This window comes from Brevibacillus sp. SIMBA_040 (assembly GCF_046535075.1).
Lineage (GTDB): Bacteria > Bacillota > Bacilli > Brevibacillales > Brevibacillaceae > Brevibacillus.
The window spans coordinates 297,668-312,012 of record NZ_JAWRXI010000005.1 but is presented as its reverse complement, the minus strand read 5'-3'; the positions used below and the strand labels follow the sequence as shown (position 1 = coordinate 312,012).

Here is a 14,345-nt window from a genome sequence, read left to right as displayed (position 1 = left end):
TCTCACAATTACTCGACAGAAAAAATAAATGGGTACAGCGGTTGACCGCCTTCCTGGATTTCCACTTCGACTTCCGGATAGGCATCAGTCACAGTTGTCTGCAGTGCTTCTGCCTGCTCTTCTGTCGCTCCTTCTCCGAGGAAGATAGTCACGATCTCTGTTTCATCGTCGACGAGCTGCTTGAGAAGTGTTGTAGCGGATTCCATCAGATCATGACCAGCTGTTACAATTTCTTTTTCAGCGATGCCGATATAATCGCCTTCTGCAATTTCTACATCACCCATGCGCGTATCGCGAACCGCGTGAGTAACCATTCCTGTTTTCACCTGAGTAATTGCTTTTTCCATCGACTTCGCATTCGCCTCAAGCTCGGCATCTGCATGGAAGGAAATCAACGCTGCCAGTCCCTGCGGGATGCTCTTGCTTGGAATTACGGCAACAGGAATCGATGTCAAATCAGCAGCCTGCTGTGCAGCCATGATGATATTGCTATTGTTAGGCAGGATGATGATTTTCTCTGCATGCACACTCTCAATTGCTTTTACGAAGTCCTCTGTGCTTGGGTTCATCGTTTGTCCGCCCTCGACTACCACATGCACACCCATACTGCGCAAAATCTTGGCGATACCCTCACCAGCTGCTACGGCAATCAATCCATACGGAAGCGCATCGCCTTTTGACTGCACGGCTACTTCAACAGAAGGATTTATTTTGCTCTCTTCAGCTTTTAGGATATTCGCATGCTGCTCCCGCATATTTTCGATCTTGAGTCGATGCAGGCTTCCAAATTGTTGAGCGTATTGAAGAACGCTACCTGGATGCTCGGCATGAATATGTACCTTGACGATCTCGTCGTCAGAGACAACCAGCAAGGAATCACCCATGGTATCCAAATGCCCCCGGAATAAGGCTTCAGAAAACGGCTTTTTGTTTGGCTCTGTGCTGTGAACAATGTGAACCATGAACTCTGTACAATAGCCATATGTAATATCTTCGGTTTTCATGTGAATTTGCGCATGGTGCTGCTCAGAAATCAGCTTGTCCAGCTCTTCCTCAGCCATTGCCGGCTTCGGCTCTTTTTGCAGCTCGCCCGGCAATTCTCCACGCAAGGCACGCAAGAATCCTTCATAAATAAACAGCAGACCTTGTCCACCTGAATCTACTACACCTACCTCTTTTAAAACAGGCAGCATTTCTGGTGTGCGCAAGAGGGTCGCCTGCGCCTGCTCGTATGTTTTCTCCATGACAACGACGATGTCATCTGACGTGCGTGCGGCACGAATCGCCATTTCAGCCGCTTCACGAGCCACAGTCAAAATTGTGCCTTCTACCGGTTTCATCACAGCCTGATAAGCAGAATCTACTCCGGCCTTTAATGCGTCAGCAAACTGACGAGTCGTAATGACGTCTTTTCCATTTACTGATTTGCTGAAGCCACGGAACAACTGAGACAAGATTACACCGGAGTTACCACGCGCTCCCATCAGCAAACCTTTTGCCAGCGTAGCAGATGCCTCTGTAATACGTGGAGATTCCTTGCGAGTCAGCTCCTCCACACCTGATGACAGAGTCAGATTCATATTCGTTCCCGTATCACCGTCCGGCACCGGAAACACATTTAATCCATCTACTACCTTCACATTTTCAGACAAAAGGCTAGCCCCAAGGTAAACCATTCGGCTAAACAGCTCGCCATCTAGACGCGTATGTACCAACTGATGTTCCTCCTTATGTATCTATGTCTGTGCGTACTCCCTGCACGAAAATATTAACGGCAGTTACATCTACCCCTACGGTTTGCTCCAGGGTGTAGCGCACACGGCGCTGTACGTTGCCTGCAACCTCGGAAATTTTCACGCCATAGCTGACGATGATATGCATATCCAAAACTACTTCACCGTTTGTATTGTGTACAACGACACCTTTACTCAGGTTATCGCGTCCGAGCAGCTCGGCAATCCCATCCTTCAACGCTTTGCGGGAAGCCATACCTACCAGGCCAAAGACTTCCATGGCCGCGCCTCCTGCAATCCGAGCGATTACGTCTTCTGTTACATCAATTTTTCCGAGAGGTGTACTCATTTCAACTGTCATGCAAGGTCTCCTCCTTTGTTTCCACACATACATATACGGCTGCACTTTCGACATAGTTACGACAAATTTGCCGATATTCTATGAAACAGCTTGACCGCTCTGGAAAGCGTAACCATGCTTCCCTCAATTCTACACTAACAAATATGAGAAATGAAGCGTTTTGTCGAAGCAGATCAGTGTAGAAGAAAACAAGGCTTATCCGCTTGTCAAGTATTGCAATTGACAGCAATGGTGTGCTACTATAGTCGAGTATTTGTATTTCCCACAAGGAAATCCCGTTTAGATGTAACAAGGGAGGTGGATCATAATGGCACGTCGTTGCTTTGTAACAGGTAAATCTGCTAAAGCTGGAAACGCTCGCTCCCACTCCATGCGCGCAACTCGCCGCACCTGGGGTGTTAACGTACAAAAAGTGCGCATTCTTGTAAATGGAAAACCGAAGCGCGTTTATGTAAGTACTCGAGCACTGAAATCCGGTCTCGTAACTCGCGTGTAGTTCTTGCTACGATGCGAAAAAAAGCACCCTCGAGGTGCTTTTTTGCATTTCCTGCTTTAGTTCACCCACTCCTTCAGGAGGCCGAGGTCGCGCCATCATTTTTTCTTATTGAAGGCCTCGATGATGCCGCGAATCATGCCACCCAGGAACTTCGGCAACTTGATGGTGTAAAACCGCATGCTACCCCTCCTCACCGAAATTACTTCCCACGATACAAAACGGTCATGACCGTTTTGTTGACCGCAAGCAGTCACATCCACTTTAATGAAAACCGTCTCGACGTTTTTCACTTTAAAAACAACAAGCCCGCTCCTATGAGTGCCAATGCTAACAGGCTATACCAAACCCACGGAGGTGCCATGTACAACAAAATGGTGATTCCCCCGACAGCCAACAGAGCCCCGAGAACACGTCGCAAGGCGCCCCCCTGTCGCAGGCGATAGGAGCGCAATCCCATTTTATACTGCACCTCCTTCAGGTGTTCTCCCAAACGTGCATATTACATCATATTCTGCTGTCGGATAAACATGTATCCTGCCCGGCGAAAATGTAGACGCAGTTCGCAATAAAAAATCAGGCAACTTACTCGCTGCCTGAATAAAATATGTGAAACCATTGAAGATTATGCAAGTCCAATTACGCTAATCGATCGCGCGCCGGAAACAGTAAGGAAGAGGCACTTCCCAAAACTACGGTCAGGACTACGCCCGAAATGATCATCTCTGGCAAAAGGTACGTAATATTGTAAACGAATGAGTACCAGGCTACAGGAGTTCCTTCTGGGGTATAATGACCAAACCAGACAATCCCGGAAATAAAATGGCACATGAATCTGCCGATTACTCCAATGAACAAGCTACTCCATAAAACCATGATTCGCTGCTTCTTTCCCTCGTAGCCAGAAAGTCGTATGAGGCCAGACAGTCCCAGCGCTGCAAAAGCAAGCGGATAATCCAAAAGCAGCTGGATCGGGGCTACGATCGTGCTGCCTAGCATCAGCTGCAAGAGGCCTACGATTGTCCCAGTTACGATACCTGCTACTACTCCGCGCCGCACGGCAATCAAAGCGATCGGGACCATCACGAGCGAAACAGAGCCTCCCTGCGGCATTTCAAAAACCTTGATCTGGCTAAATACAACAGCAAGAGCGGCCATCATCGCCATCTCCAACAAAGTCAATAATCGTTGTCGATCCAAAAAACTCACTCCTTATAAAACATAATGAATAATGGAAATAGAGCAATCATCTATCAAAGGTGATTCTAGCCCAAGTATATGGCGAAGTCAAAGAGAAAAGCCGCGGCAATAACACTCCGCGACTCTTTTTGCACACTTAGCGAACCTTTTCCAGAAACTGCTTGGCTCGCTCGCTTTTCGGATTTTGAAAAAACACTTTGGGTGGTGTATCTTCCTGCAAGCGTCCATCATCTAAAAACAAGATTCGATCCGATACTTCTTCGGCAAACCTCATTTCATGCGTCACAATCGCCATCGTCATCCCCGTATGCGCCAAGCCCTTCATAACTTCCAGCACTTCCTTCACCATCTCTGGATCGAGCGCAGAGGTAGGCTCATCGAATAACATGATTTCCGGCTCCATGACCAACGATCGAGCGATTGCCACACGCTGCTTCTGACCACCGGACAATCGCGAAGGATAGACGCCTGCCTTGTCGGACAGCCCTACTCGTGCCAATAATTCCTTCGCCTTTTTTTCAGCTTCTGACTTGGACATTCCTTTTACCTTGATCGGCGCGTAGGTCAAATTATTCAAGACAGTCATGTGTGGAAACAGATGAAAATGCTGAAATACCATCCCGATTTGCTGGCGAATTCTCATGACATCTGCTTTTGAATCTGTAATTTCTTCGCCGTTGATCGCAATGCTCCCCGTCGTCGGAACCTCCAACAGATTCATGCAGCGAAGAAGCGTCGATTTCCCAGAGCCGGATGGTCCGATAATCGCAACCACTTCACCTTTTCCAATCTCGGTAGAAATGCCTTTTAATACATCTAGCTGTCCGAATGATTTCGTAATGTTGTCTATCTTAATCACTGCGTCTCATCCTCCGTTCCACGACACGCGCTATCCAGGTCAAGAACATGACCATGACATAATACAGGACACTCGCGATGAGGTATGGCTCAAAGTAACGATAGATCGCCCCTTTGACGACGTTCGCATTTTGCAAAATATCAGCCAAGCCGATGGTGGAAACGAGAGCTGATTCTTTCAAGAGAGCAATTGTTTCATTCACAAGCGCAGGCAATATATTTTTGATCCCTTGCGGCAAGATGATATCCAGCATCATCCGTCTGTAAGGAATCCCCAGAGCTTTTGCTGCTTCCCACTGCCCTTTGTCGACGGCCAAAATCCCGCCGCGAATCGTCTCGGAGATGTACGCTGCTGAGTTCAACGTAAACGTCAGGACGGCTGCTTCCAGCTGTGAGATGTTGTAGCCTGTCAGCTGAGGGGTCGCAAAATAAACAAAGGTGAGCTGCAAAATGAGTGGAGTGCCGCGAAATACGGAAGTATAAGCGACAGCTAGCCAATTCAGCGGCCCGAACTTAGATATTTTAATAAGTGCAAGAATGGAACCCCAGATAAAGCCTAATACAACGGAAAGCAATGTAACCAGTAACGTGACCTTTATCCCTTCAAAAATAAAAGGGATATAGGGCACAATTTGCGCTAAATCCAAATCCATGCCCTTCCCCACTCCTTGCAAAAGTTGTTATTACTTCATGCTGTACGGAGGAGAAATTATTGTCCGAACCATTTTTGAATCAGCTTGTCCATTTCTCCATTTTCCTGCATCTTTTTAATTACTTTGTTAAACTCCTCTACATGCTCCGAGCCTTTCGGGAAAGCGATCGCCGTACCAGTAGATTCTGCGGTTTCAATCGTAGCCAGCTGCAAGCCCTCGTTGTTTTCTACAAAGCCTTTTGCTACATGGTCTTCAATAATTGCCGCATCGACACGGCCAGTCTTTACTTCCTCTACAATTTCACCGATTTTATTCAGCGAAACAACCTGTAGCCCTTGTACAGTTTTAGCCGCATCTTTGGCAGTTGTTTCTTGTGTAGAACCAAGCTGAACCGCTACCTTTTTGCCAGCCAACTGATCAAGCTTGGTGACGCCGGAATCTTTTTTGGAAACGATCGTATTTCTCGCCTCATGGTAAACGACGGAGAAATCAACGTTCTTCTCGCGATCAGGTGTCGGGTTCATACCCGCCATCACGAAATCCGCACGTTTGGTTTGCAAAGCAGGGACGAGTCCGTCAAAGTTCATGTCATTAACTTGCACTTCGTAGCCAAGCTCTTTTCCAATGTATTTGGCAATATCAACGTCAAAGCCGACAATTTCATCCTTCCCGCTCGTCAAATCGTGAAATTCATATGGCTTGAAATCGGCAGAGGTTGCCATCGTCAACGTTTTAGCTCCTCCGGTAGCTGGAGTCGTTTGCTCCTGTCCTGGTTGAGGCTGGCTTGGCTGTTGCCCAGCTCCGGATTGGTTGCCCGTTCCGCAGCCTGTCATTACTGCCATTGCCAAAAGAGAAGAAAGTGCCATTGAAAAGAAAGTATGTTTTTTCATGTTGTACCCCCATTAAGATTGAGTTGCTGCCAAGCCGTCATGTTAGATCGAGATAATTTACACAACAACTTATATTTATGCATAACAATGATTATTTTAAACAATAACTAGACATTTTCAACTGTTTTTTACCCTTATTTTAAATATCCAATATACAGAATTTTATACACAAATTAATTTGATTGACGGCTGTGTATTCTTGACCATTAGTATGTCCTGTTTTTTGATTCCTATTGCTCCGATCCGATATCCCCAATGCAAGACCGCCTCCACGGACACAAAAACTCATTCATGGCAAGAACGAAACACAGGTAATAAGAACTATTTTTGTTCGCATAAAACCTTTTTATCAGACTGGCTTTCATGACTAAAAATGTTGAAACGAGTTTCGCAGAATTTTCACTATTGACGTTGGAAATTTCGTCCTCAAAAGATTCGGGAAGACAGGTAATTAGACTCACAAAATAACTGAGCACATTTTCCTAAATAGCATCCGTTGCCTATAAAGTCCTGCTTTCAATTTTATTTCCCAGCTTGTAATCCGATTATTTCCATGCCTATAATGGATATGGCAAAACTTGGTTCCGTTATCGCTATAATGGAATCTTGTTTTTGCTCTACTTTCGATTGGGCAGACATATACATATTCCTATCGAAAAAAGAAGGAGATGAGATGATGGAAAGTTTGGAAGTAACAAAACCGTTGCTTAGCAATCCCGTTGGCTTCTGGCGTCGTTTTGGAGCCGCTATCTTGGATGGCCTCATTATTGGTATACCTTTATCAATCATTGCGTACTTGATCACAGGGGAAAATCAAGGACACTGGTCTACCAATACAATCTCGACCCTGTATACTCTGTTGCTGCCGATCTTCTGGTATGGATATACCATAGGGAAGAAAATCCTTGGCATTCGTATCGTAAAGGTAGACGGAGAGCCTGTAGGAATTGGGGCTATGCTGCTCCGCGTGCTAGTAGGGGGACTCATTTACGCTATTACTTTTGGACTTGCAGCGATTGCTAGCGCGGTTATGGTTGGTGTTCGTCAAGACAAGCGAGCGATCCACGATTTGATTGCAGGTACTTACGTTACTTCTGATCGACCGTAAGGCAGTTACTTTTACCAAAATGATGGTAGACCGGGAACGCTTTTGTTCTCGGTTTCTTTTTTTGTTCCTGCTCACTGGACCTGCAAAAAAAAGCCATCGGTGCTCAGAAGCACCAAATGGCTTTTGCTTGATTGAATCGTTATCCTCGAACAGCCGCGATTGCTTGCGCCCGATCTGCTTGATTGAATACAGCATTTCCCGCTACAAGAACAGTCGCTCCCGCTTCCGTGCACAGACGCGCTGTTTCGGCATTAACTCCGCCGTCAATTTCAATCTCCACATGTCCTAAGCCACGCTCGTCCAGCATGTGGCGCAGCTCTTTAATCTTCGGCACGACATTGTGAATAAACTTTTGTCCACCGAAGCCTGGATTGACAGTCATCAATAAGACCATGTCCAGATCAGTCAGTACATGTTCAATCGTTGCCAGTGGAGTAGCAGGATTGAGAACAACGCCTGCCTTCACCCCTTGCTCCTTGATCAAGTACAGGGAACGATGCAAATGGCGACATGCTTCCTGATGAACCGTAATCCAATCCGCTCCACTCTTAGCGAACTGCGGGATATACCGATCCGGGTCCTCAATCATGAGATGCACGTCTAGTGGAAGCTTGGTTACCGGACGGATCGCATCTACTATCAACGGCCCGATTGTGATATTCGGAACAAAATGCCCATCCATGACGTCGACGTGGATCCAATCCGCGCCTCCTTTTTCTACATCTCGAATCTCATCGCCCAAACGGGCAAAATCTGCTGACAGGATAGAAGGTGCGATTTTTACCATGGCTTGTTCCTCCGTTGATATTCTTTTAGCTCTTCGCGAAATTGTTTGTAGTTTTCATAGCGCTCCATGCTGAGCTCACCTGAAGCCAGTGCATCCTGTACCGCACAAGACGGCTCACTCACATGCAAGCAACCACGAAACTTGCATTCAGAACTCAGGGCGGCAAAATCACGGAAGCACTCAGCCAAATCCAGCTCGGTAAAATCCATAAACTCCAGTGAACTGAATCCAGGCGTATCAGCAACATATCCTCCACCATCGACCGGAATTAACTCAACATGGCGCGTTGTATGCTTTCCTCGCCCCAGCTTTTGACTGACATCACCCGTTTGCAGGCTGACGCCCGGGAAAAGCATGTTGATGAGCGATGATTTCCCCACACCGGACTGTCCAGCGAATACTGAGATTTTGTCATGCAAAATGTCACGCACTTCCTGCAGCCCCCGCTCTTGGACCGTTGATGTCGGTATGACGGTATAACCGATCGCTTCGTACTTTTTGACAATCTCAGCGACCTCATCCTCTGCTACATGATCCGCTTTGGATAAAACGATCACAGAGTCGATCCCTGCACGTTCTGTGTGCACGAGAAACTTGTCCAGGAGCAGTGGACTAAACTTCGGCTTGTACATCGAAAAAACGAGTACCGCCTGATCCACATTGGAAATGGGCGGACGAACCAGCTCACTGGTCCTCTCGCCCACCTCCATCACATATCCTTCTCCTTCATTAATCGGATCATAGACGACCCAATCACCGACAAGCGGATTTACTTTGGCGTCTTTTTTCTTGAAAAGCCCTCGTGCACGGCAACTGTAGATGCGCCCTTCGTCAGCTACATAGTAGAAGCCACTCAGTGCTTTCACAATCCGTCCTTCTGGCATTCATGTCCCTCCACTATGCTTATGGCAAGCTACTATATGCTACCGGAATGGTTTGATACTCAGTAAACTGGGTGTCAGTTGGACGTTTGATCGTCGCAACGACCTTTCCGTCCTGTTGTGGCGAGAGAACCAGTGGAACCCCGTATTCCTTGCTCTCTGTAATTTTTTCCTGGTATTCCACCTTATTGTTTCCGCGTGCATCTGTAACTTCGATCTTGATTTCAATTTCTTCGCCCGGAACTACCTCGACGTAAACAGGTATATTCGGGAATTTGGCGTCTGCAGGATATTGTCCGTTGCTCACCGTTAAAGGAACTGTAACCCCTCTTTGCACCTGCATGCCTGGGTCGTGTGGATAAGTTGAAAGCACGACTCCCGCCTTATCCGTTGTATAGGACGGCACTTCTTTAATTTCTACCGAAAGGCCTTCCTTGTACAACTCAACTTGCGCAGCTTCCGCGGATTTTCCTATGACGTTTGGCATTTTGATGAAGCCTTTTCCTTTGCTGACCGTTACGGTTACCTTATCCTTCGTCGGATATACCTTGGCATTTGCTTCAGGCGACTGCTTGATAACCTGCCCCACCTCAGCCTGATCGTCCGTGTCTTCCACAATGGTGACATTTTCCAGCTTGAAGCCTGCTTGTTTCAAAGTGTCTTCTGCTGTCGAGCGCGGCAATGAAACGAGATTTGGCATATCGATTTGTTCCTGCCCCTTGCTCACATAGATCGTCACGACGGCCTTTTCCTTCAGCTTCATCGTGGGCCCCGGATCCTGCCTGATGACCATGCCCTTTTCGATGGTGTCATGGGCCGCCTCGATGACTTGCGGGACGAGCTTGGCCTCCTCGATTTTTTTCGTGGCCAGAGATACTTCAATTCCTTCCACTGAAGGAACCGATACCTCAGGAACAGACGGCACCACATTCAACAGCAGATTGAAGCCGAAGAACGCGAGCACGAAGAAAAGCCCAATTCCTGCTAACCAGAGAATCGTTTTTAGCCACCACTTTTTGGCTGGCTTCTCTTCTTCTAAGTCATCTTGCGGCTCTTGGCGCTTGCGCTGTCCGCTACCTGTCCGACCGTTGGTGTTGCCCTCCATCATTTCCGGTGTAATGATAGGAACGACTCTTGTCATTTCATCATCCTCAGGAAAGATCAGCTTGTCTTCATGCAAGCGTTCTGGAAATAGGCAGGTCTCCAAATCTTCAAGCATTTCTCTTGCTGAAGAGTAGCGGAGAAACGGATCTTTGACGAGCGCCTTGAAAATGACGTTTTCCACGCTTTGCGGGATTGCCGGGTTTACGGTACGCGGCTCGGGCAGTGGCTCCTGCAAATGCTTGAGAGCTACAGAAATTGGCGAATCCCCGGAAAAAGGAAGCTCACCTGTAACCATTTCATAAAGCACAATCCCCAGTGAGTACAGATCCGACTTTTCTCCTGTAATGCCACCTCTAGCTTGCTCTGGAGAAAAATAGTGCACCGACCCCAGCATCGCATTTGTATGTGTAATCGTGGCGGAGGTAACCGCTCGGGCAATCCCAAAGTCCGTTACTTTTACCCGTCCGTTTTTTCCAATCATGATGTTGTGCGGCTTGATGTCTCTGTGAATAATTTGATTCTGATGCGCATGGTCGAGAGCATCACAGATCTGTTCGGCAATTCTAACCGCTTCTTCAACAGGCAAAGCTCCCCGCTGAATGATGACTTCTTTTAACGTGTAGCCTTCTATGTACTCCATCACCATGTAATGGGTATCGCCTTCTTGGCCTACATCGTAAACCCCCACCACATTGGGGTGAGACAAGCTTGCTACAGCCTGTGCTTCGCGTCGAAACCGATTCACAAAGTCTTCATCCGTGCAAAACTGCGAGCGCAGTACCTTGACGGCTACCGGACGATTCAAAATCAAATCTCTGGCCTTATATACAATAGCCATACCGCCCCCACCGACGCGGGATTCCAATTGGTACCGTCCTCCCAGTCGTTGACCTTCCATCTCTCTCACCCCTCTTTCTGACTGGTATCAGGCGTATTTCGGACGGCTACCAGTGTAATGTTATCTTCTCCACCAGCTGTCAATGCCTCATCTACGAGGCCGTCCACCTTTGCTTGCAACGATACCATTCTATTCAACCACTCTTCCAAGGAACTGTTGCTAACCTTATTGCTCAATCCATCTGAGCAAATAAGAACAACATCGCCATCTGACCATGAAAACTGTCCCAGATCAATCAAAACATCCGGTTCCGTTCCAAGCGATCGCATGATCACATTGCGATGAGGATGAACAGATGCTTCTTCCGGCGTAATCTGTCCATTTTTTAGCAGCTCGTTCACAAGGGAGTGATCTTCTGTTTTCATGACAAGCCCATCCTGGCTAAAGTGATACAGACGGCTGTCGCCAATATGTGCGGTTATGACTGAGGTAGGACCAAGCAAGGCAGCAACAACTGTCGTACCCATGCCATTACATTCCGGATGCTCCTCTGCATACTCATAAACCTCTTTATTGGCGAGCAGGACGGCGTTCATCAATTGCTCACGCGCGTCCTCTCCGTCTATATCCTTCTCCAAGTGGCGCAGTTCTTTTACTATTCTTTCAACAGCGAGCCTGCTGGCAATATCGCCAGCCTGATGACCGCCCATACCATCTGCTACTACTGCCAGTACACGTCCGTTCAGGTCCTCTACACAGGCAAAGTAATCTTCGTTTACCTGACGGATGCGACCGACATGGGATTTCATCGCGATATCCATGGCATCACCCCACGGTTTCTTTAGCGTGTTGTGCCCTCAATTGTCCACAGGCAGCTGCAATATCACTGCCTTGCTCGCGTCTGATGGTCACATTGATTCCCTTATCCTCCAAAATACGTTTGAACTGAAATATCTCGTCACGCGGTGTACGTACATAATCACGCTCCGGCACATAGTTTACCGGGATCAGATTGACGTGGCACAGCATGTCGCCGATCAGGCTAGCCAGCTCTTCGGCATGCTCTGGCTGATCGTTTTTCCCTCCAAAAAGGCCATATTCAAAGCTGATTCGACGACCTGTTTTGTTTATATAATGATGGCAGGCTTCCATCAGCTTAGCAAGCGGAAAGCCGCGGTTGATTGGCATCAGGCTACTACGCAGCTCTGTGTTTGGAGCATGGAGAGAAATAGCCAGATTCACTTGTCCGCCTCTTTCAGCAAACTCATAAATTTTTGGCACAATACCACTGGTGGAGACCGTGATGTGGCGTGCACCAATGTTCAATCCACGGTTGTCGTTGATGACTGCCAGGAAAGCCATCAAGCTCTCAAAGTTCTCAAACGGCTCCCCAATCCCCATAACGACGACGTGGCTTACGCGCTCACCATCTGCGTCCAGTCTGCGCTGAGCCATCAATACTTGTGATACGATTTCACCTGCATCCAGGTTACGTTTGAGCCCGCCGAGTGTTGATGCACAAAACGTACAGCCAATCCGGCAGCCAACCTGTGTAGTCACACAGATGCTGTTTCCATAGTTATGGCGCATAATTACTGTTTCAATGGCATGTCCGTCGACCAGCTGGAACAAAAACTTGATCGTTCCGTCTTGAGATTCCTGATGAGTAATTTCTTTTAACGGGTCCATCCGAAATGTATCGGTCAGCTTTTGACGCAAATCCTTGGACAGATTGCTCATTTCATCAAAAGAAGTCACGCGCTTTACATAGAGCCAGTCAAAAATTTGCTGGGCGCGAAATGCCTTGTCTCCGATTTCAGTGAGCCATGCTTTCATTTCATCTTGCGTCAAACTGTAAATGAGCGGCTTTGCGCTCGTAAATGTTGTAATCGGCATTGCTATTATTCACATCCTCAAAATCATTGCTTAAATTGTCATTCTATCATTGTACCTCTACTGGCGTCTCGCTTCAAACGGTTTCGACATCCAATCAACAAATGCGTCGCTTTTCCTAGTGTAAACAAATCCACAGGACCGCAAACAAAGGAAAGGAGTGGCACTCATCCAACCTAATGCGCCACCCCTTCTTTGCTTATTTTTTCCGTTTCAATCGCGCAATAAAGAAGCCATCACTGTCGAAGTCATGGGGCAAAATTTGTATATACGCTCCCGTTTCATCCACCTTATCACGAACGGCTTGCGGTAGATCATCCCGAAGCGTATCATCCAGCATAAATTCCGGATGCTCAGCAATAAACCGACGAATGATGTCCTGGTTTTCTTTTGGCTCAATCGTACACGTGCTGTAAACCATTATGCCGCCTGGAGCCAGCATTGTGGACAGACTCTTTAATAGCTCATATTGCAGCTGCGCAATTGTGCGAACATCCTCAGGTGTCTTGTTCCATTTGAGATCCGGCTTGCGCCGGATGACCCCAAAGCCAGAACATGGTGCATCCAGCAGAATCCGGTCAAATGTACCCAGACCTTTTTCAGGCAAATCAAGCGCATCACTGACGATGGGCTCAATGATGGTAATTCCGAGTCTTTTCGCTGCACTCGCAATCAAATCGCGTTTGTGAGGGTGAATATCACTGGCGATAATTTGCCCCTGATTCCCCATCAACTCCGCTATATGAGTCGTTTTCCCGCCTGGAGCTGCACAAGCATCCAGAACCCGCATGCCTGGCTTTGGCGCAAGCGCTGGCGCTACCAGCATGGAGCTTTCATCCTGAATGGTAATAAATCCGTCTTTAAACCAGCGCGTACCGGCTACATGACCGCCTTCGATCAGCAAACCATCAGGACTCAAAGTCGACTCGTTTACCGCTCCGCCTTGCTCTGCTAGCTGCGTCAAAAGCTCGTCCTTTTTGACCTTCAGTGTATTTACCCGAATCGAGCTGTGCGGTGTGCGGTTGTTCGCTTCACAGATTGCTTTTGTCGTCCCTTCCCCGTATTCCTTGATCCACTGGCGAACCAGCCATTCTGGATGGGAAAATGCAACGGAGATACGCAGAGCAGCATCGCCCTCAGGGAGCCGATCCCATACCTCAGGTTGACGCAAAACGTTGCGCAACACACCATTTACCATTGAAGCGATCCCTTGATGTCCACGTTTTTTCGCAATCTCTACAGCCTCGTGTACCGCTGCACGCTCGGGAATCCGATCCAAAAAGCGAATCTGATACAGACTCAGACGCAAAAGATTGCGCACCCAAGCCTGTATCTTTTTCCCTCCGACAAAATGGGACAGCACGTAATCCAGCATTAATTTGCGTTGGATCGTGCCGTACACCAGCTCTGTTACGAGCCCAACATCAGAAGTATTCAGCTCTGTGCGATCCAAGACATTGCGCAGCTCAAGATTGCTGTAAGATTTATGCTCTTCAACCCTGTTCAGTACATCCAGGGCGATATCTCGTGCTCCCTTTTTTGCCAC

At 47.7% G+C, this 14,345-nt stretch carries 16 protein-coding genes; 2 read left to right on the top strand and 14 right to left on the bottom strand.

The annotated features are described in order from the left end of the window. Positions 1–8: 8 nt before the first annotated feature. A complete protein-coding gene (locus SB752_RS11340; RefSeq protein ID WP_410715748.1) occupies positions 9–1,715 on the bottom strand; it encodes a DAK2 domain-containing protein in 1,707 nt (568 codons plus the stop codon). 13 nt (positions 1,716–1,728) lie between these two features. Beyond that, positions 1,729–2,094, bottom strand: coding sequence for an Asp23/Gls24 family envelope stress response protein (locus tag SB752_RS11335; protein ID WP_103107562.1), 366 nt, complete (start codon positions 2,092–2,094; stop codon positions 1,729–1,731). Between the two features lie 307 nt (positions 2,095–2,401). Here SB752_RS11335 and rpmB point away from each other — a divergent pair, with 307 nt between their 5' ends. Next, the gene (gene rpmB / locus SB752_RS11330) at positions 2,402–2,590 is read left to right on the top strand and encodes a 50S ribosomal protein L28 (RefSeq protein ID WP_005831020.1); all 189 of its coding nucleotides are present in this window, start codon (positions 2,402–2,404) and stop codon (positions 2,588–2,590) included. Positions 2,591–2,685: 95 nt separating this feature from the next. Here rpmB and spoVM read toward each other — a convergent pair whose 3' ends face one another. The 6 genes from spoVM to SB752_RS11300 form a co-directional block, all read right to left on the bottom strand. After that, the gene (gene spoVM, locus SB752_RS11325; RefSeq protein WP_005831022.1) at positions 2,686–2,769 is read right to left on the bottom strand and encodes a stage V sporulation protein SpoVM; all 84 of its coding nucleotides are present in this window, start codon (positions 2,767–2,769) and stop codon (positions 2,686–2,688) included. 107 nt (positions 2,770–2,876) lie between these two features. Further along, positions 2,877–3,047, bottom strand: coding sequence for a hypothetical protein (locus tag SB752_RS11320; protein WP_410715747.1), 171 nt, complete (start codon positions 3,045–3,047; stop codon positions 2,877–2,879). A 179-nt stretch (positions 3,048–3,226) separates the two neighbouring features. Continuing rightward, positions 3,227–3,787: an energy-coupled thiamine transporter ThiT gene (thiT, locus tag SB752_RS11315; RefSeq protein WP_410715746.1), complete on the bottom strand. Its 561-nt coding sequence runs from the start codon at positions 3,785–3,787 to the stop codon at positions 3,227–3,229. 136 nt (positions 3,788–3,923) lie between these two features. Next, positions 3,924–4,646 (bottom strand): amino acid ABC transporter ATP-binding protein, encoded by a 723-nt coding sequence (locus SB752_RS11310; protein ID WP_410715745.1) that lies wholly within the window; start codon positions 4,644–4,646, stop codon positions 3,924–3,926. Next, on the bottom strand, positions 4,639–5,298 hold the full coding sequence (locus SB752_RS11305) for an amino acid ABC transporter permease (RefSeq protein ID WP_410715744.1): 660 nt from the start codon (positions 5,296–5,298) through the stop codon (positions 4,639–4,641). The genes SB752_RS11310 and SB752_RS11305 overlap by 8 nt, the downstream gene beginning before the upstream one ends. Before the next feature lie 56 nt (positions 5,299–5,354). Then, positions 5,355–6,188, bottom strand: a complete 834-nt coding sequence (locus tag SB752_RS11300) for a transporter substrate-binding domain-containing protein (RefSeq protein ID WP_410715743.1) — start codon at positions 6,186–6,188, stop codon at positions 5,355–5,357. Positions 6,189–6,864: 676 nt separating this feature from the next. Here SB752_RS11300 and SB752_RS11295 point away from each other — a divergent pair. Beyond that, positions 6,865–7,296 (top strand): RDD family protein, encoded by a 432-nt coding sequence (locus SB752_RS11295; protein ID WP_410715797.1) that lies wholly within the window; start codon positions 6,865–6,867, stop codon positions 7,294–7,296. 139 nt (positions 7,297–7,435) lie between these two features. On the opposite strand, the gene rpe is transcribed toward SB752_RS11295, so the two are convergent. From rpe to rsmB, 6 genes are all read right to left on the bottom strand, one after another. Beyond that, positions 7,436–8,083 carry a ribulose-phosphate 3-epimerase gene (gene rpe / locus SB752_RS11290; protein WP_410715742.1) on the bottom strand — a complete coding sequence of 216 codons (648 nt, stop codon included), beginning with the start codon at positions 8,081–8,083 and terminating at the stop codon, positions 7,436–7,438. Next, positions 8,077–8,967 (bottom strand): ribosome small subunit-dependent GTPase A, encoded by an 891-nt coding sequence (gene rsgA / locus SB752_RS11285; RefSeq protein WP_410715741.1) that lies wholly within the window; start codon positions 8,965–8,967, stop codon positions 8,077–8,079. The genes rpe and rsgA overlap by 7 nt, the downstream gene beginning before the upstream one ends. A gap of 19 nt (positions 8,968–8,986) precedes the next feature. Beyond that, positions 8,987–10,966, bottom strand: coding sequence for a Stk1 family PASTA domain-containing Ser/Thr kinase (pknB, locus tag SB752_RS11280; RefSeq protein WP_410715740.1), 1,980 nt, complete (start codon positions 10,964–10,966; stop codon positions 8,987–8,989). 5 nt (positions 10,967–10,971) lie between these two features. Further along, positions 10,972–11,727: a Stp1/IreP family PP2C-type Ser/Thr phosphatase gene (locus SB752_RS11275; protein WP_410715739.1), complete on the bottom strand. Its 756-nt coding sequence runs from the start codon at positions 11,725–11,727 to the stop codon at positions 10,972–10,974. Positions 11,728–11,731: 4 nt separating this feature from the next. Next, positions 11,732–12,802 (bottom strand): dual-specificity RNA methyltransferase RlmN, encoded by a 1,071-nt coding sequence (rlmN, locus tag SB752_RS11270; protein WP_410715738.1) that lies wholly within the window; start codon positions 12,800–12,802, stop codon positions 11,732–11,734. Between the two features lie 196 nt (positions 12,803–12,998). Beyond that, entirely contained in the window at positions 12,999–14,345 is a 1,347-nt protein-coding gene (gene rsmB, locus SB752_RS11265; RefSeq protein ID WP_410715737.1) for a 16S rRNA (cytosine(967)-C(5))-methyltransferase RsmB, read from the bottom strand.

What these genes read in the sequence shown, in the direction of transcription:
- pknB (WP_410715740.1), bottom strand. Translation starts at nt 10,966, where the DNA reads ATGGAAGGTCAACGACTGGGAGGACGGTACCAATTGGAATCCCGCGTC.
- SB752_RS11320 (WP_410715747.1), bottom strand. Translation starts at nt 3,047, where the DNA reads ATGGGATTGCGCTCCTATCGCCTGCGACAGGGGGGCGCCTTGCGACGT.
- rpe (WP_410715742.1), bottom strand. Translation starts at nt 8,083, where the DNA reads ATGGTAAAAATCGCACCTTCTATCCTGTCAGCAGATTTTGCCCGTTTG.
- SB752_RS11300 (WP_410715743.1), bottom strand. Translation starts at nt 6,188, where the DNA reads ATGAAAAAACATACTTTCTTTTCAATGGCACTTTCTTCTCTTTTGGCA.
- rlmN (WP_410715738.1), bottom strand. Translation starts at nt 12,802, where the DNA reads ATGCCGATTACAACATTTACGAGCGCAAAGCCGCTCATTTACAGTTTG.
- rpmB (WP_005831020.1), top strand. Translation starts at nt 2,402, where the DNA reads ATGGCACGTCGTTGCTTTGTAACAGGTAAATCTGCTAAAGCTGGAAAC.
- SB752_RS11275 (WP_410715739.1), bottom strand. Translation starts at nt 11,727, where the DNA reads ATGGATATCGCGATGAAATCCCATGTCGGTCGCATCCGTCAGGTAAAC.
- SB752_RS11295 (WP_410715797.1), top strand. Translation starts at nt 6,865, where the DNA reads ATGGAAAGTTTGGAAGTAACAAAACCGTTGCTTAGCAATCCCGTTGGC.
- spoVM (WP_005831022.1), bottom strand. Translation starts at nt 2,769, where the DNA reads ATGCGGTTTTACACCATCAAGTTGCCGAAGTTCCTGGGTGGCATGATT.
- SB752_RS11305 (WP_410715744.1), bottom strand. Translation starts at nt 5,298, where the DNA reads ATGGATTTGGATTTAGCGCAAATTGTGCCCTATATCCCTTTTATTTTT.
- rsgA (WP_410715741.1), bottom strand. Translation starts at nt 8,967, where the DNA reads ATGCCAGAAGGACGGATTGTGAAAGCACTGAGTGGCTTCTACTATGTA.
- SB752_RS11335 (WP_103107562.1), bottom strand. Translation starts at nt 2,094, where the DNA reads ATGACAGTTGAAATGAGTACACCTCTCGGAAAAATTGATGTAACAGAA.